General features: G+C 46.1%; 17 protein-coding genes. 5 read left to right on the plus strand and 12 right to left on the minus strand.

Annotated features, from left to right (window positions below; all coding sequences use genetic code 11):
* Positions 1-202: 202 nt before the first annotated feature.
* The 9 genes from AC2VDX_RS25085 to AC2VDX_RS25125 form a co-directional block, all read right to left on the minus strand.
* Positions 203-1,207, minus strand: a complete 1,005-nt coding sequence (locus AC2VDX_RS25085) for a DnaJ C-terminal domain-containing protein (RefSeq protein WP_378179099.1) — start codon at positions 1,205-1,207, stop codon at positions 203-205.
* 76 nt (positions 1,208-1,283) lie between these two features.
* Complete coding sequence (locus AC2VDX_RS25090; protein ID WP_378179102.1) at positions 1,284-1,799, minus strand: AAA family ATPase; 516 nt, start codon at positions 1,797-1,799, stop codon at positions 1,284-1,286.
* Positions 1,796-1,927, minus strand: a complete 132-nt coding sequence (locus AC2VDX_RS25095; protein WP_378179105.1) for a hypothetical protein — start codon at positions 1,925-1,927, stop codon at positions 1,796-1,798. Before AC2VDX_RS25095 ends, AC2VDX_RS25090 begins: the two co-directional genes overlap by 4 nt.
* Positions 1,928-1,999: 72 nt before the next feature.
* Complete coding sequence (locus AC2VDX_RS25100) at positions 2,000-3,289, minus strand: glucose-1-phosphate adenylyltransferase (RefSeq protein ID WP_378179108.1); 1,290 nt, start codon at positions 3,287-3,289, stop codon at positions 2,000-2,002.
* A gap of 150 nt (positions 3,290-3,439) precedes the next feature.
* On the minus strand, positions 3,440-5,608 hold the full coding sequence (gene ppk1 / locus AC2VDX_RS25105; RefSeq protein ID WP_378179111.1) for a polyphosphate kinase 1: 2,169 nt from the start codon (positions 5,606-5,608) through the stop codon (positions 3,440-3,442).
* Between the two features lie 444 nt (positions 5,609-6,052).
* Positions 6,053-6,262: a hypothetical protein gene (locus tag AC2VDX_RS25110; RefSeq protein ID WP_378179115.1), complete on the minus strand. Its 210-nt coding sequence runs from the start codon at positions 6,260-6,262 to the stop codon at positions 6,053-6,055.
* Between the two features lie 139 nt (positions 6,263-6,401).
* Positions 6,402-7,007, minus strand: a complete 606-nt coding sequence (locus tag AC2VDX_RS25115) for a superoxide dismutase (protein ID WP_378179118.1) — start codon at positions 7,005-7,007, stop codon at positions 6,402-6,404.
* A gap of 228 nt (positions 7,008-7,235) precedes the next feature.
* Positions 7,236-7,730, minus strand: coding sequence for a TIGR00725 family protein (locus AC2VDX_RS25120; protein WP_378179121.1), 495 nt, complete (start codon positions 7,728-7,730; stop codon positions 7,236-7,238).
* Positions 7,731-7,967: 237 nt separating this feature from the next.
* On the minus strand, positions 7,968-8,855 hold the full coding sequence (locus tag AC2VDX_RS25125; RefSeq protein WP_378179124.1) for a 4-hydroxybenzoate solanesyltransferase: 888 nt from the start codon (positions 8,853-8,855) through the stop codon (positions 7,968-7,970).
* Positions 8,856-8,965: 110 nt separating this feature from the next.
* On the opposite strand from AC2VDX_RS25125, the gene AC2VDX_RS25130 reads away from it, so the two are divergent.
* The 5 genes from AC2VDX_RS25130 to AC2VDX_RS25150 all read left to right on the plus strand — a co-directional run bounded on the left by AC2VDX_RS25130 (position 8,966) and on the right by AC2VDX_RS25150 (position 15,645).
* Entirely contained in the window at positions 8,966-10,639 is a 1,674-nt protein-coding gene (locus AC2VDX_RS25130) for a Ppx/GppA phosphatase family protein (RefSeq protein WP_378179127.1), read from the plus strand.
* 582 nt (positions 10,640-11,221) lie between these two features.
* Positions 11,222-12,130: a hypothetical protein gene (locus AC2VDX_RS25135; protein ID WP_378179130.1), complete on the plus strand. Its 909-nt coding sequence runs from the start codon at positions 11,222-11,224 to the stop codon at positions 12,128-12,130.
* 199 nt (positions 12,131-12,329) lie between these two features.
* A complete protein-coding gene (locus AC2VDX_RS25140; protein ID WP_378179133.1) occupies positions 12,330-14,249 on the plus strand; it encodes an Hsp70 family protein in 1,920 nt (639 codons plus the stop codon).
* Between the two features lie 146 nt (positions 14,250-14,395).
* Positions 14,396-14,851: a DUF29 domain-containing protein gene (locus tag AC2VDX_RS25145; RefSeq protein ID WP_378179136.1), complete on the plus strand. Its 456-nt coding sequence runs from the start codon at positions 14,396-14,398 to the stop codon at positions 14,849-14,851.
* 179 nt (positions 14,852-15,030) lie between these two features.
* The gene (locus tag AC2VDX_RS25150) at positions 15,031-15,645 is read left to right on the plus strand and encodes a hypothetical protein (RefSeq protein WP_378179139.1); all 615 of its coding nucleotides are present in this window, start codon (positions 15,031-15,033) and stop codon (positions 15,643-15,645) included.
* Here AC2VDX_RS25150 and AC2VDX_RS25155 read toward each other — a convergent pair.
* From AC2VDX_RS25155 to acpP, 3 genes are all read right to left on the minus strand, one after another.
* Positions 15,637-15,846: a type II toxin-antitoxin system HicA family toxin gene (locus tag AC2VDX_RS25155; protein WP_378179142.1), complete on the minus strand. Its 210-nt coding sequence runs from the start codon at positions 15,844-15,846 to the stop codon at positions 15,637-15,639. The two genes, AC2VDX_RS25150 and AC2VDX_RS25155, sit on opposite strands and share 9 nt — an antisense overlap.
* Complete coding sequence (locus AC2VDX_RS25160; RefSeq protein WP_378179145.1) at positions 15,843-16,046, minus strand: type II toxin-antitoxin system HicB family antitoxin; 204 nt, start codon at positions 16,044-16,046, stop codon at positions 15,843-15,845. Before AC2VDX_RS25160 ends, AC2VDX_RS25155 begins: the two co-directional genes overlap by 4 nt.
* 287 nt (positions 16,047-16,333) lie before the next feature.
* Positions 16,334-16,987 carry an acyl carrier protein gene (gene acpP, locus AC2VDX_RS25165; RefSeq protein WP_378179148.1) on the minus strand — a complete coding sequence of 218 codons (654 nt, stop codon included), beginning with the start codon at positions 16,985-16,987 and terminating at the stop codon, positions 16,334-16,336.
* Positions 16,988-17,019: the final 32 nt, after the last annotated feature.

Genomic DNA, 17,019 nt, shown 5'->3' on the forward strand with positions numbered 1-17,019 from the left:
AGGGTTTTGAGCTATTTTAGCTGTTTTTCTTGCACCTAACCACCTTTTTTCGGCCAGACAAGCTCTAGAGTGTGATCTTTTCCGACTTATTCAGCAAGCCCTATGTATAAGCTTTGCGTAAGTCCTGCCTAAATCAAATCCCCCTGCCTCTTGGCGGGAAAGGGGCAGGGGGTGGGGTTCAGATGGGAAGCTTGTATAAAGTCTACAGCCGTACCTGCGGCAAATTGCTGCGGGGATTGAAGGTGCGGCTCTCCCGGATTTTCTCGTAATATTCTCGTTCGTTCGGACTAAGTTCTTTCGGCGTCACAATCAGAATCTTCACCAGCTGGTCAGAACGTCCGCCTTTGGGGTTGGGCCAGCCTTTGCCGCGCAGCCGCAGAGATTGTCCCGAACGGACACCAGGGGGAACGTTGACGGTGACAGAACCATCCGGCGTCGGCACTTCCACGGGTGCCCCCAACACGGCTTCATCTGGCGTTACCGGCACTTCGCAGACCAGATTATCGCCATCAAATTGGAAGAACGAGTGAGGCAGCAGTTCCACAGTTAAGTACAAGTCACCCCGCTGCTGAGTGTATGGACTGACTGAGCCTTTGCCTTTGATGCGAATGCGACTGCCTTGTTTAGCGCCAGGGGGAATCCGAACGTCAATGGCTTCATTGCCTAAATCTAAACGCTTCTGGACGCCGTGAAAAGCCTCTGAGAGGCTGAGTTTGATGACGGCTTCTCGATCGGCGGCTCCTGGAGGCTGCTGATCGAAGCCAGAATACCCGCCAAAGTCTGTATACCCAGTGGAGCCTGTGGAAGTGCGATAAGTGGTGCGGCGTCCAGCACGACTGCCAGGGCGGGCACTGGCACCCCCTAAGCCGCCCAGTAGATCGTTGACAAATTCGTCAAAACTGCCGTACTGGCTAAAGTCAAAGCCACCAAAATCAACGTTAACTCCGCCTGGATAGGGCGATCCTTCCCCGACTTGTTTCCAGTACTGTCCGAACTGATCGTACTTTTTACGTTTTTCTGGGTCGGATAGCACTTCGTAGGCTTCGCTGACTTCCTTGAAGCGAGCTTCAGCTTCTTTGTTGCCAGGGTTCATGTCAGGGTGGTACTTTCGTGCCAGTCGCCGGTAGACTTTTTTGATTTCATCGGCACTGGCGGTTTTACTGACTCCCAGGATGGCGTAATAGTCTTTAAAATCGGTCGCAGCCATTAACCTGCCTCCTCTCGTCTAAAAATTTAGTTTAAGTTTTATTTTTTACCTTCACAGAGCTAGGGTATCAAATCAGTCAATGAATATGAGTTCGGCTTGTCCGCACCGATGCGATCGCGATTTCCGTACTTGCTGCTGAATAACGGATTAAGCGATCTAATCCATCAGCAAGGGTCGGCGGTGCTTCTACCAGTTGTCGGTGCATCTGTAAAATGACTTCTTCAGGGACTTGGCGCGATCGCAATCGATTCCTTTCCAGACATTCCTGCACTGGCGTATCTAGCCACAAGCCGGTAATCTGGGTAAAACCGCGATCGCGAGAAGTGGCGATCGCTTCTCGTCGATGTTTACGAGCCGCATTCGTAGCGTCGTAAATCGCTTGTCTTTTCTCCTCAACGGCTTGGCTTAATTGGCGCTGTACCTCGCCCCACACCAACAGCCACGACCCTTGAATCGCTTCATCCCCAAAAAGTTGTTCCCGGATAGCGTCTGTGGCAATCAGCCGATGCAGAGGGCATTCTGCTACTAGCTGTTGCGCCAGAGAAGATTTGCCGCTACCGGGCAACCCAATTAGGAGAATTAATCGAGTCATGTTTCGGTGTTGGGAAGTAAAAATGTCCGACGACTCGCATTCGCGGCTAAACAAACAAAGCCTGCTCTCGTCAGGCTTCGTTCTTCTAGCCCCAGGCTTCTAGCCTGTGGGCGTATATTTGCTGCCATCGGGATGCTCCCGAATCGCGTCTCTATTTAAAACTCTTTCCCAATTAACAATTCCCCGTACTAATTCCCATCCTAAATGATGGTTCCATCCGGAATCAAGGCATTTTTCAGTACCACAACAATGCCGCTGCGGATGTAGAAACCTTCGCTTTCGCGCTCGGCTTCTTCTATCCTGTCTTTGTTGATGATTTGCACATTGCAACCAATGTGGGCGTTTTTGTCAATGATGGCGCGGCGAATCCGGGTGCCTGAACCAATCCCCAAGGGAACTTTACCGTCTTCACAGTGAGCTTGTCGTTCGGCGAAGGGTTGGTATAAGTCGGCACCCATAACCAGGGAGTCTTCAATTAAGCAACCAGATTCAATGCGCGATCGCACTCCCAAAACTGAATGCTCAATCCGACATTCTTTCAGGATGCAGCCTTCCCCAATAATCGACTCGGTGATCTGACAATCTAATAGCTTACTGGGCGGTAAGTAACGAGCGCGAGTGTAAATTGGAGCATCCTCATCGTAGAAACTAAAAGGCGGCTGCGGTTGCCTGGTGAGAGCCAGGTTCGCTTCATAGAACGACTCCATCGTTCCAATATCTTCCCAGTAGTCATTAAATAAATAAGCTTGGACATTAAAATCCTGCGCCGAAGCCGGAATAATCTCCTTACCAAAATCGGTTCTCTCTTGGTTACTTTGCAGCAGCTGCATCAGCACCTCTTTTTTGAAGACATAAATCCCCATTGAGGCGATGTAGGGATTTTTCTTCGCTTCTTCCGGACTCAATCCCAGCGTAGTCGTATCGACTTGCATACTCCTCAGAGCATCACCTTTGGGCTTTTCGCTGAAATCGATCACCCGTCCGGTGTCATCAATTTTCATTAAGCCAAAATCGGACGCCCGTCGCTCATCCATTGGCACAACGGAGAGGGTGATATCGGCATTGGTGTCGCGGTGGCGTTGCACGAACTGGCGATAGTCCATGCGGTACAGATGATCTCCTGACAAAATCAGGTACTCATCAACGTTCCACTCATCCAACAGCCAGAGATACTGGCGGACAGCATCGGCAGTGCCTTGGAACCAGTTGGGGTTTTCTGGCGTTTGCTGGGCGGCTAGCACCTCCACAAACCCTTCTGTGAAGCCAGCAAAACTGTAGGCACGGGCGATATGGCGATTGAGGGAAGCTGAATTAAATTGCGTCAGGACGTAGATTTTGTAAATCTCTGAGTTAATGCAATTGCTGACGGGAATATCGATTAGGCGATACTTTCCTGCCAGAGGCACGGCTGGTTTAGCTCGCAGCTTGGTCAGTGGGTAAAGGCGGGTGCCAGCGCCACCTCCGAGAATGATGCTTAGAACTTTTTTCACTTCAAACCTCTCGATTGCCAGTCAACTCCCAAAACCAGTGTCGGACGGTCTGGGGCAGTTGGCAAGGGGGGGAGCGGTAATCGGTGGTAGGGGTCGTGGATAATTAGGAAAAAGTAGGGGCAGGCACAAGGCACTGCCCCTACAACTTATCTATTGCAGTGCCATTTCCATCAAAATTTTCTGGGCACTTTGTTCTCTTTCCTTCTCACTGGGGTGACGTTGAATGTAACGACCATCTGGTTGTAAATCCCAGGCTTGACGGTTATCTGCGAGCATAATGCCTAAGATTTCTTGTAAATCTTTAGAAATTTCGGGATCTTCTACTGGCGCGATCGCTTCCACCCGTCGATCCAAGTTGCGGCGCATCCAATCAGCACTGCCAAGATAAACTTCCTCGCTGCCAGCATTTTGAAAGTAAAAAATCCGCGAGTGTTCTAGAAAGCGCCCGACAACGCTAATTACCCGGATATTTTCACTCACCCCTTCCAAACCGGGTCGCAAACAGCAAATTCCGCGTATAATCAAATCGATTTTTACCCCAGCGAGGCTGGCTTCGTAAAGCGTAGCGATGATTTGGGGGTCTGTCAGGGAATTCATTTTGGCGACAATTCGACCGCTTTTGCCATGATGGCAATGTTCTATCTCGCGGCGGATCAAACTCACAAAGCGATCGCGACAATTCACTGGGGCTACCAACAGCTTGCGGTAAGACCGTTGCCGCGAATAACCCGTCAAGTAATTAAATAAATCCGTCAAATCCGCCCCCAAGTCTTCGCGGCAGCTTAACAGCCCCAAATCTGTATAAATCCGAGCTGTTTTGGGATTATAGTTACCCGTGCCGATGTGGACATACCGGCGAATCTGGTTTTCTTCGCGGCGTACCACCAAAACCACTTTGGTGTGCGTCTTTAAACCCACCAAACCATAGACCACATGAACACCCGCTTGTTCTAACTTACGTGCCCAGTTGATATTATTCTCTTCATCAAAACGGGCTTTCAGTTCCACCAGAACCGCCACCTGCTTGCCATGCTCAGCCGCTGTAATTAGCGCATTGAGAATCGGCGAGTCCCCCGATGTTCGGTAGAGGGTCATTTTAATCGCCAGCACATTTGGATCGATCGCCGCCTGGGTAATGAAGCGCTGTACCGTTCCCCCAAAAGATTGATAAGGATGGTGAACCATCAAATCTGCGGTGCGAATTACCGAGAAAATATCTTCTCCCTCATCCAGATCCGGTTCGCTCAAGCGTCGCAGGCGTGGAGGTATCCCTGGCGTCCACACAGGATCTTTCAGTTCCGGGAGTGGCAATTGCATGAAGTACATCAAATCTGCCAGCCCCAATAGCCCGTCCACCTCGTAAACATCCCGCTCCAACAGCCCCAGTTCCCGCCTCAGCATCCCTTTCACCGATTCGGGCATGGAAGCTTGAATTTCCATCCGTACCGCCGAACCACCCACCCGACGTTTACGCAGTTCTTGCTCAATCGCCAGCATCAGATCGTCGGCTTCATCCTCTTCCACCTCCAAATCTGCATTGCGGGTGATTCGGAAGGGGTGATATTCCTGAATATTCATCCCCGGAAACAGCGACTCTAGATTATGGGCAATCACCTGTTCTAGGGGCACACCCATCCAAATCAGCCGTTCATTCCGGAATCGTTCCTCTTCGAGTGCAGACGACCGACTTCCCAGCCCGGATTCTAACCGTAAGGGCAAAAATCGAGGTAAAACTTTTGGTACTTTCACCCTGGCAAACAGTTCTTCACCCGTGTCCGGGTCTTTGACCACCACAGCCAGATTCAGGCTGAGGTTGGACATATAGGGAAAAGGATGGCTGGGATCAACAGCCAAGGGGGTCAGAACTGGGAAAATTTGCTCTTCAAAATAGTTTTGCAGGTAAGCCCGCTGTTCCTGGTTCAAATCCACGTAGTCTAGAAGATGAATGCCTTGCGCGGTCATCAAGGGTCGCAATGCCTTCTCAAAGTGTTGATTCTGTTGCGTTACTAGGGGTCGTGCGGACACGCTAATCTCTTCTAGCTGGTCGCTGGGCGTCCGACCATCGGGCGTCAGCTGGCTCACCTTTGCTTCCACCTGTTGCTTAAGAGCAGCGACGCGCACCATGAAGTATTCGTCGAAGTTGGCGCTGAAAATCCCCATGAATTTCAGACGTTCTAGTAGCGGCGTCCGAGGATCGATCGCTTCATGCAAAACTCGATTGTTAAACTCCAACCAGCTGAGTTCTCGGTTGAAATAGTACTGCGGATGGTTTGGGTCAATATTATCTTGTGTGGCTGAGGTCTTTTTCGCTTTTGACATATATTCTAATGGGAGGGAGGCAGGCAGGTATTCATTGTTACTTGCAACACCAACCAGTTAATTCCATCTGAATTGAGCGCAGATTCGCGCTGATTGCTTTACCATTCATTTTCAGGACTCGCCGCACATCACCACATAGTAATGGCAACCACAGGGGGATTGCCCCTACAAAACTCTATATGTATAAGCTTTGCGTAAGTCCTGATTTTTAAAATGCGCTCATCTTAACTCTGGCTGTGTTATTAATTCATCGTATCCTGACTTAGATGACCCAAACCCTATCCACAGAAAGGCGTTAAGTATAGTGACCTCATGCAAAAGCCATAGGTTTATTCTCTCAAGGCAGGCTTCAGTTAGCGATCGCTACGCCCTTCTTTAGCCTGAGACACCAGCACTGGTCGCCAAGCCTATGCCCATCGGACGATAGCAATTCGATGAGTTTTTTCAACCAAATACCTCATCTTCCCTTTCCCGCCACCACTCACCTAGATTCATCAAATCTCGGTGAATATCTGCTAATTCTTGGACATATTCCTCTGGAGAGATCGTCGGGCGGCGTTCTTGTAGTTTCTTTAGCCGCAATTGCACTAATAGCCAAGACTTAGAGATGCTATCTGTTGCTTCGATGTATTGCGCTAGCTCTTTACTATTCATAATTTATCTGGTGGAAATTTTACCTTCTTTAAAGATACAGGCAGCCCAAGTTTACAGAGCATAAAAAAACAGCCACTACTAAAAACGTGGCTGTTTTCAAGATGATTAAATTTGACGTAGCTTAAACATCAGCAGTTATTTAAGCAGCCGTCGCTAAATTTTGGGCAACAAAGTCCCAGTTGATCAAGTGGTCAACAAAGTTCTGCATGAAGTTTGGACGGCTATTCTGGTAATCTAGATAGTAGGCGTGTTCCCAAACATCCATCGTCAGTAAGGGAGTTTGTCCGTAGGCAATCGGGTTTTCCGCGTTCGGAGACTTGATTACTTTCAGGGTGTCACCATCCTCGATCAGCCAAGCCCAGCCGCTACCGAATTGGGTGCCTCCGGCGTTTTTGAACTCTTCTTTGAATTTGTCGAGGCTACCGAAGCTAGCGTTAATCTTTTCCGCTAATTCGCCACTAGGATTGCCGCCTCCATTCGGTTTGATGCCATTCCAATAGAAGGTATGATTCCACACCTGAGCAGCGTTGTTGAATACAGCAGCTTTGTCTGAAGCTTTGTAGGTTGCCTTGATGATTTCTTCGAGCGACTTGTCGGCTAGTTCCGTGTCCTTAACCAGGTTGTTGAGAGTGTTCACGTAAGCAGCGTGATGCTTGCCGTAATGGAACTCAAGTGTCCGCGCCGACATACCAGACGGCTCTAGAGCGTCTTGAGCGTAAGGTAAAGGGGGTAGTTCAAATGCCATTGTGTTCAATCCTCTGCTAACTGCTTTCTAGCTTAAAACTAATGAAGAAGTTTTTTTCTTCTTAATGATATAAGTCTCGCCAGATCGAGGTTGCGATCGCTGGCGATATAAAACTTAACCACTGGATTGTACCTTAAAAGTCGAGAAACAGCCAAAATCAACGCTTTGTGCGAATTTCTATGCCACTTTTCACTAACTTATCTCTATTGCATCTATCCAAAGAGATAATTAATAGCGAGTCAAAGCTTTTCTCACAATTTCGATTGCCGCTGCTGGAGTATTGGCAATCAAAATATGGTTTTCAGACAAGCTTTGGAAAAAAACTTTACTTTCTGAATGATTCGTTAATAAAATCACTTTTTTATAGTTCTTCAAAGCCAGGGCAATTTCCGAAGCCGTTCCCGCACCCATGCCACAGGCAATCACAACATCAGAAGAAAGGACATTAATATTGTTTCTCCCATTTCCCATATCGGTAACAATCGCAATATCTACGGCATCAGAAACAGCGCTGGTATCGTTAGTGGGAAGAATGCCAATTGTTAAACCATTGACAGCTTTTGCACCTTTACTCGCCGCATCCATCACACCAGCATTTCTGCCACCAGTCAGCAAAACCCATCCCTCTTGGGCGATTAATTGACCGAGTTCATAAGCGTTTTCTAAGTCGGTTTCTGTGGCGTTGACTCCTGGTCCCATGACGCCAATTATGGTTTTTCTCATAAAAAACTTACAAGCTAATTTTTTATTAAACGCAAAGGTACGCAGAGGTTCGCGCTTTCGGTACGCAAAGTTATATAGTTTCACCCAACAGCAGTTTTTAAGGGGGCAAAATAAGAATTGCAAGTGTAGCATCAACAAAGTGAATTGCTATTATAAAAAGACGATCAATCGATATTTCCTCTTTGCGTACCGAAAGCGTAAACCTCTGCGTACCTTTGCGTAAAAAAAGACTAACGATTAACGAAGAGAACCAGCAATCATTCCAGCCAGTAAAATAAAGCCGATCCAAACATTTTGGCGAAAAGTTTCACCATATACTGGCGTCGGGATATCTTTTTGGCTGAGTTGAGAATATTGCCAAATCCAGGCTAAGGTTGCAAAACTCAAAGCGAACCAAAAACTTAGCTTTAGATCCATAACAATTGCCAGCCATTCAAGTAAAATAACCGTGCCGGTGAAAAAAACGCCAACAGCTTCAGCAGCATAATTGCCAAAGAACAAAGCGCTGGAATTAATGCCAATCCGCTGGTCATCTTCCCGATCTGACATGGCATAAACGGTGTCAAATCCGAGTGTCCAGAGTACCGTCGCGCCCCATAAAATCCAGGTGGGTTCTTCTAGCTTGGCAGTTACAGCACTCCAGCTAATCAGCACGCCAAAACCCCAAGCAATCGACAGCACTAGCTGAGGCACTGGAAAGATGCGCTTGGCGGTGGGGTAGAAGATAATTACGGGAACTGCCGCCACACACAACCCGAAAGTGAGGGGATTGAGGTAGAGTGCGAGAACCCCAGCGCAACTCATTGCTATCAAGGCGACGACGATGCCGGTTTTGACAGACAAAGCGCGAGAGGCGAGGGGACGCGATCGCGTTCTTTCTACTTGCGGATCGATATCCCGATCCCACAAATCATTGACAACGCACCCGGCAGCACTGGTCGCTAAAGTACCTAGTACAATCACGCCTACCAGCGGCAACGGTGGCTTTCCTCCTGCCGCCAGAAAGACCGCCCATAGTGCCGGAATCATCAATATCAGGCGTCCCGCTGGCTTATCCCATCTCAAAAGCCGGACGATCGTCAGCCAAGTGGGTTCTGTTTCTTTGGGTTCTTGCTGGGTGAGCATGGTCTAGAAAAATGAGTATCCAGAAATATCATTAATCACATCTTTATCCCCTATAGAATATCCTTATTCATCAAATCTCGGCTGGGGAAAGCAACCCTGGATACATCGAAATGGTCAATTTAGTTGCCAACGCTAAAGATAATTCTGCGGGTGTTTCCACTCCTAGTGTGGATCGAGATCGGATTCTGGCTGCGATTGACTTGGGTACCAATTCCCTGCACATGGTGGTCGTGCAAATTCAACCAAAGCTGCCTGCTTTTTCGATTATTGATCGAGAAAAAGACACGGTGAGGCTGGGCGATCGCGATAAAAAGACGGGCAATCTGACACCGGAAGCAATGGAACGAGCGATCGCAGCCCTGCGCCGCTTCCAGGGAATTGCCAACAGTCTCAACGCCGAACAGATTATCGCCGTGGCAACTAGCGCGGTAAGAGAAGCCCCCAACGGGCGAGACTTTTTAAAACAAGTAGAAACAGACTTAGGCTTGTCTGTCAACCTCATTTCCGGTCAAGAAGAAGCCCGGAGAATTTACTTAGGCGTGCTGTCGGGGATGGAATTAAACAACCATCCCCACATCATTATTGACATTGGCGGCGGTTCGACGGAGTTAATTTTAGGGGATAGTCACGAACCGCGATCGCTCAGCAGCACCAAAGTCGGTGCAGTCCGACTAACCGCAGAATTGATCGCCACCGACCCCATCAGCATCGGCGAATTTCAGTACCTACAAGCTTATGTGCGCGGACAGCTAGAACGAGCCGTCGAGGAATTGCGGGCAGTTCTCCAACCGGGGGAACAGCCGCGTTTAGTGGGAACTTCCGGGACGATTGAGACGCTGGTGACGATGCACGCGCGAGAACATCTGGGTACTAACCCCTTTTCACTGAATGGCTACCAGATGAATCTCAAAGACCTCAGAGATTTAATTAATCGCTTGCGAAGGCTTAATTATTCAGAACGCGCTACAATTCCGGGAATGTCGGAGCGGCGGTCAGAAATTATTGTTGCCGGGGCGGTTATTTTACAAGAAGCGATGACGCTGCTGGGCATTGAATCGCTAACGGTCTGCGAACGGAGTCTCCGGGAAGGAGTCATCGTCGATTGGATGCTTTCTCACGGCTTAATAGAAGACAAGCTGCGCTACCAAAGTTCTGTGCGCGAGCGTAATGTAATCAAAACCGCCCGCAAATACGGCGTTAATTTAGAATACAGTCAGCGAGTTGCAGAATTTGCCCTTAGCTTATTTGACCAAACCCAAGGTATCCTCCACCACTGGGGTTCAGAAGAACGGGAACTACTCTGGGCAGCCGCAGTTTTACACAATTGCGGACACCATATCAGTCATTCTTCCCACCACAAACACTCTTTTTACTTAATTCGCAACGGTGAACTTTTAGGCTATACGGAAGCCGAAATAGATGTGATTGCGAATTTAGCCCGTTATCACCGCAAGAGTGCGCCGAAGAAAAAGCACGATAACTATCAAAATCTGCCGACAAAAAAGCATCGGCAGATCGTTGCTCAGTTGAGTGCTTTGCTCAGATTAGCAGTTGCTCTCGATCGGAGACAAATTGGAGCAGTTCAGCAAGTGCAGTGCGAATACAACGCGGAAACTAAAGAACTTCAGCTCCACCTAAAACCAACTCAACCCGATGATGATTGCGCTTTAGAACTCTGGAGTTTAGGTTATAAAAAAGACGTTTTTGAGGCAGAATACGGCGTTAAATTACTGCCAGTTTTGAACGCTTCTGCTGTTCCAATTAGCTATAGCAGTCCTAAATAATTCGTGAATGCGAGGTTCTCGACTTCTTTTCGTGAATGCGAGATTCCCGACTTCTTTAAGAAGTCGGGAATCTAAACTCTGGCTCACCATTCAAGTAAGATTCCTGGCGCTAGTTCTCCTGAGAGCGATCGCGCTGTTCCTTAGGATAGAAGTTGGAATCAGTCGTAAAAGTTATCTTTAGAGTAAGTACCGTCTAAAAAACTTCTCTAAGAACTTTTTCACGGTAAGAAAAATAGCAATATCCCTTACCGAGTTATTATATAGCAATCCTATTTGAGTTGTGCGCGAGTATTCGCCTAAGTGTAGAGACGCGATTAATCGCGTCTCTACAGGGTTTCGCAAATCAAATAGGATTGCTATAGATAGAAAAGTATCAAGGTAGGCAGAAAGTTTTAGATTAACCTGGTCACTCTTTAAGTAAATTCAACAAAGGGGATTCTCAAAAAAATATTGATAACCTTCCCAACCATAAAAATGCCTCATAAAAACAAATTTGTAAAACTAGCTTCAAGCATTTACATAAAATTTTAGTAAGATAACCGATCGTTCAATATTTTAGCAACGCTGAAGTCTTAATTTGCGATGAAAACACTATATACACTTTTTAGCAAAGAACGGAGCGAAGTTCAGACAGAGATCGATAAGGCAACTAGCCCGGAGCAGGTCGTTAAGCTGGTTCAAAAGCGACTCGATAATATTCAGAGCAGTTACGTGGGCGAGTTAAACGTCGCTCAGGTACGTCTAGCTTCCCTATTTCTGGAGACGCTGCGCCAGTCCTTGGGGACTCTTACCGCAGCCAATGAGACGAAAGTTTCGGAGCTAGAGCCTCAGCAAAGTGTTAACCAAGCCCCAAGCTTTTCTCCCAAAAGCTTAATCTTGAAAGTGCTACAGGGACTCATCTGTATAGGTATTTTAGATTCACTATTCTCCTTGACTTCAGATGAGCCAGGAGTTTGGATGGATATCTTACTGGTGTCTCTGCTGGTTGGACTAGAAGTGGTGTCCCAAATCGACAAACGCGATCGCGCCAATCGTGCAGTCTCTCTTCAACTTGTAGAAGCGCCCCAGCCGAGCATCCGGGTCGATAGCCAAGTCTTTCTGGACAACCTTACCGATGCTCTGAACACCATTGATTTGGCAGTCGCCCGGACTGAGGAAGTGAAAAAACCGCTCGACGCTAGTGGAATAGAAGAGCTACCAGAACTGTTGAATCTGCTTCAGAGACTAATGGGTGCGTCAATTCTAGAGAAACCCCAGATGTCGCTTGAACTCACCAAACTGCTGCCACAGATTTTAATGGAGCAGGGAATTCGGGTTCAGATTTACCAAGCGAACGATACTCATCGCGATCGCGAGTATTTTGACTTCGAGCCAAGTATCGATCCTACCGCTAAAGACTATGTAACGATAACTCCCGCTTTGTTTAAAGGCGATCGCTTGCTCCGACGCGGTCGAGTTATTCAGCCAGCCTACTCCCAGGCTAGAGAGTAAGATGTCTTGTCGTCGTGGCTGTATGTAGCCGCAAAGTCTTCATTTAGACAGTATTTCCCTTTTTTCTTAGCCCCCCTTTCCAAGGGGGGTTGGGGGGATCAAAACTCTCAGCTAACAAGGGAAAATCCCCCTAGCCCTGCTTAAAAATAGGGGAATTATTCGGAAAGTTGTACATGGTTGATTAGCGGAAAGTATAACAATGCAAGTTTTAGAAACAATCGGATTCGATCTAGGGCACGGTGAAACAGCGATCGCGAAAGCAAGAGTAGAGAGTATCGAGCCTCCAGAGATGCTTGAGGTTAATAATAAGAAAATTCAAATCACAGCACTGGGTTGGCATCCCGATATCGGTTATCTAATTGGAGAACAAGCATTAATTCAAGCGGGTGTTACTCAGCTTAAAATCGCTTTTAAGCAAAAACCTCATAACGATCCAAATTACAGAGAAACACTCCGCAATTTTATAGAAACCTACTACCGCCTTTTGAAAGAAAGCAAACAGATTGAAGGTGGAGAAACCAGCCAATTTTATGTCGGCTGTCCTTCAGGATGGTCTGTTGACGAACGAGAAGAATATCAAAAGTTACTGAAGGAATCAGGTATTCCCTTACTCAGTGTTGTCCCAGAGTCGCGGGCGGCTTTCATGCAAGCCAAGGAAGCCGGGAAGCTTTCTTATGACAAACTCAAATCGTCGGTGCTAATTGTTGATATTGGCTCTTCGACTACGGATTTTACTCTGGTTAAGAGTTTGCACGAAATCCCGATAGATTTCGGAAGTAACGCTCTGGGAGCTTCCCTAATTGATAAAGCAATTTTTGCCCGGACTCTCGCCAACCACGAAGAAAAGGCGTTACTCGAACGAGTATTGGAGGCATATCCCCATCACCAAGCACGTTGCGAACTTGCTTGTCGCAAAGCTAAGGAAGATTACTTTTCTAACGAACAGGTATACAGCCATCCACAATCATTTGCACGAGGCTTTGAGTCGATCAACGAACAGATTTACTTTGTGCCTCAAGTTAATAAAGCAATTATGGATGAAATCTTGAACCACCCCTTGCCTGAATTGGGCGGCAATTGGATTCAGTCCTTCCGGGAAGCAGTGAATGAGGCGAAAGAAAGGCTCGATAAACAAGGCTTTGTACCGCAATTTTTGCTGATGACTGGGGGTGCATCTCGGATGAAATTTACGCGCCAGATTTGCGAGGAAATCTTCCCGGAACCGGAAACTCAAGTTCGTCCCGATCCAGAACCCGAACGTTGCATTGCCTTGGGTTTAGCGCGGGTAGGAAGATGGGATCTGCGTGCTGCTGCCTTTAAAGAAGAGGTCAATAAACTATTTGACTCAAAGAAGTTAAAAGAGCTGATCAAACGACATATTCCAGATTTAATCGAACTGCTGACGAATCCACTTTCAAATGGTCTGATTGAAAATGTAATTAAACCAAGTCTGAAAGACTGGCAAAACAACAAAATACGAACTTTGTCTGACCTGGAAGACTCTATGAAAAGGCAGGCGGAGCAGTGGATCGAAAGTCCTGGCGCTCGGCAAATTGTTAATACTCAATGTGCCACTTGGTTTAACAGCAAGATCCAACCCGAATTAGCTGAAGAAACCGATCCTATTTGTCAAAAGTTTCAGATACCTAGAAGTAGTTTAAGATTTGAGGAAAGTATCGACCCTGACGTGGTTAGTCCAGACCTATCAATTGGAGACACTATTCTTGCCGAGACAGTGGGGTTTATCGTCAATGTAGTGATTGGTGGAGGGACTGTCGGTAGCATCATCGCTCTAATTTTAACCGGACATTTGACCTGGCCCATCGTGTTAGTCTATGGTGCCTCGGTTCTTGCTGCCGGAGTGGAGATCACCCGCAGCAAAACGCAAGAAGCAATTAAGACAAAGGTAGATGTTCCGAGTTGGAGCCGTTCTCTTCTTTTGAGCGATAGCAAGATCGACTCTACCTGCGAGCAAATGAAACCTGAATTAGAGAAGGTTTTTAGACAACAACTAACAGAAAATCAGGAAGCTTTTGACGAACTGATTGGGAAAGTTGGACAAGAGTTAAAAAAAGCTCTAAATACCAAGGCGGAAGAGGCAGTAATTCTCATTCAGTAGGGATGCGTTAGCGAAGCTTAACGAAGTTATCGCTCTTTCCTTGCTGCTTATGGCTGATTGGATGAGTGCGATCGCTACCATATTACTGACAATCCATTGGGAAACGTCTTGTGTCAGCTAGTTCGGTACTTTGAGAGGAAACGGTTATGACAAGAGAACTAGAAGCTAACCGGCAGAGTTTGTATGAGACAGACTACCTGAAATGGATTAAAACCACTGTAGAAAAGTTACGGGTTAGAGACTACTCTAATATCGACTGGGAAAATCTAATCGAAGAAATCGAGGACATGGGACGAAGTGAGCGCAGGAGCCTAAAGAGTAATCTTATTATTGTCCTGACTCACTTACTTAAGTGGCAATATCAGCCAGAGTTTAGAAGCGGTAGCTGGAAAGGTAGCATCGTTGAGCATCGTAGACGCATTCGCGAAGCTCTAAAAGATTCTCCCAGCCTCAAGCCTTATCTTGAAGAAGTCTTTGTTGAATGTTATTCAGATGCAGTTGATCGAGCAAGCGCTGAAACTGAACTACCATTAGAGAGATTTCCGCAATTATCTCCCTACACATCCGCAGAAGTTTTGGATTCTAACTTTTTGCCAGAATAAGCGATCGCCTTCCCTTGTGACTGAAGATAGCGATCGCGCTACTCCTTCAGGCTAATTGATCTTTCCTCATTTCTGATACTTCTAATAATTAGAAGGTATTTGATATTTAACAGTACAGCGATCGCCAGCCTAGTAAAGCTTCGCCATTATAATTGATTTAAATTATACAGTTCTAGCTTATGGCATACAGTGATTTCACAACCTTAACTAAAGTTAGAGAAGCTTTTGGTTTAACCATTGAAGAATCTATCGATCTATTTACTGATCTTCCAGAAGTCTTGCCAAGTTCTTATCTCCAGACTACCTTAAATGAGAATGTTTTTTTGGCAACTGCCATCAATACAGAAAAGGCTCGTTCAGAATTAATTATTGCTCCGGTTTTATTAGAAATCAGGCGAATATTTAATTTTAAAATCGGCTTTTTCTCCGGCTCGGAGTTTAATGTCGATTTCCAAGCAGGTTTAAGCGGATATTGTGATTATATTCTTACTGCCTCAAAAGAATCCTATGAAATTCGCACTCCGGTTGTTACTTTGGCAGAGGCTAAGAATGAAAGTATTAAATCTGGCTTAGGACAGTGTATTGCCCAAATGGTTGCAGCTCAATTATTTAATCAACGGAATGGAGATGCGATCGAAAGTATCTATGGAGCCGTAACTACGGGAACGGATTGGAAATTCCTCAAGTTAACTAATAAAACAATCTGGATTGATAAGCGAGATTATTTTATCAATGAAGTGAGTCATCTTTTAGGTATTTTAATAACACCGTTTAAAGACTCACAATCACAGTAAATCTTCCTCAGATAGCTGGGCTATTTTCATCAATGCTCTCAACGTTCCAACTTTCAAATCTTGATTGCGGTGAACAGGAATTGACAGGATTTGTTCAACTTCAGGGTTTTCATAGATATGATGACTGCTAGTAATTCTTCGCAAAACCCAACCTTTTTGCTCCACAATCTTGCACAGTCGCTTCCCAGAAATAGATTTCATACAGCAATTTCGACAATTTGATCTGTTGACTCAATTGCATCACGACTGTTTGCAACATCGAGCCAACCTTCAATAGCGTCCTTTAAATTAGCTACCACCTCCTCCATCGTGTCTCCTTCAGTAATGCAACCGGGAAACGCAGGAACCTCTGCCCAATAGCCACCTTCTTCTGCTGGATGAATAATTGCTCTGATTTTCATACACATATTGAGCTAGTTGTTGAGAATATGGTAACAGGCTTCAATGTGGTAGATGAAGAGGCTCGGTAGATAAAATAAGCTTGCAAACCAAGCTACAAAGCTGAAATGGTTGCAGCCCAAATTATTTAATCAACGGAATGGAAAGGCGATCAAAAGTAGCTATGGAGCCGTAACTACGGGAACGGATTGGAAATTCCTCAAGTTGACTGATAAAACAATCTGGATTGATAAGCGAGACTATTTTATCAATGAAGTAAGTCATATTTTGGATATTTTAACAATGCCGTTTAAGATGAAACTTTCTTGTGAATAAAGATCAAGAGTTCCCTGACGGTGCAAGCTACTGCAACTAGATTATCAGAAGAACTACTGAAATATGATAGAGGCTGTTTAATACCCTCCCCCAACAGGTCTTCTGGTATTTCAATGTCGAATTCCTCTTCTAGCGCCATCACCAGCTCAATAGTATCAAGCCCATCAGCGTTCAAATCATTTGAGATATGACTATCCAAAGTCACTTCACTCTCATCTACCTCTAATTGCTCACTGACTATTTTCCGAACTTTAACAAAGATATTAGCTTGGCTCTCCTCGATTCCAAGTTCTCTCATTATTCTAGTTATTTCGTCACGCAAAGGGGCTTCTTCAGCAGCTTTTTCTTCAGCAACACGCCGAGCTTCTTCAGCCATACGCTCCTTTTCAGCAGCTAGCTGATATTTCACATCTCCAATTCGAGAATTAACTACATCTCGTAGTGTGGATAATTCAACTTTATGTCCACTCTGGCTATAAATTCTCGTGGCTAACTCCCACACAACTTGGTCACGATTAGCCTCAAGTGCTTTAAGACTTTCCTCCGTAGCTAATATGGTTTTGTCTAGGTATTTATTGGCTACCATCTTCAGCACTTTTAACTCATAACCTTTATCTACTTCACTCAATGTTTGATCTCCTGCAAATCTCTGCATCGCTT

The sequence above is a fragment of the Coleofasciculus sp. H7-1 genome (assembly GCF_057473865.1).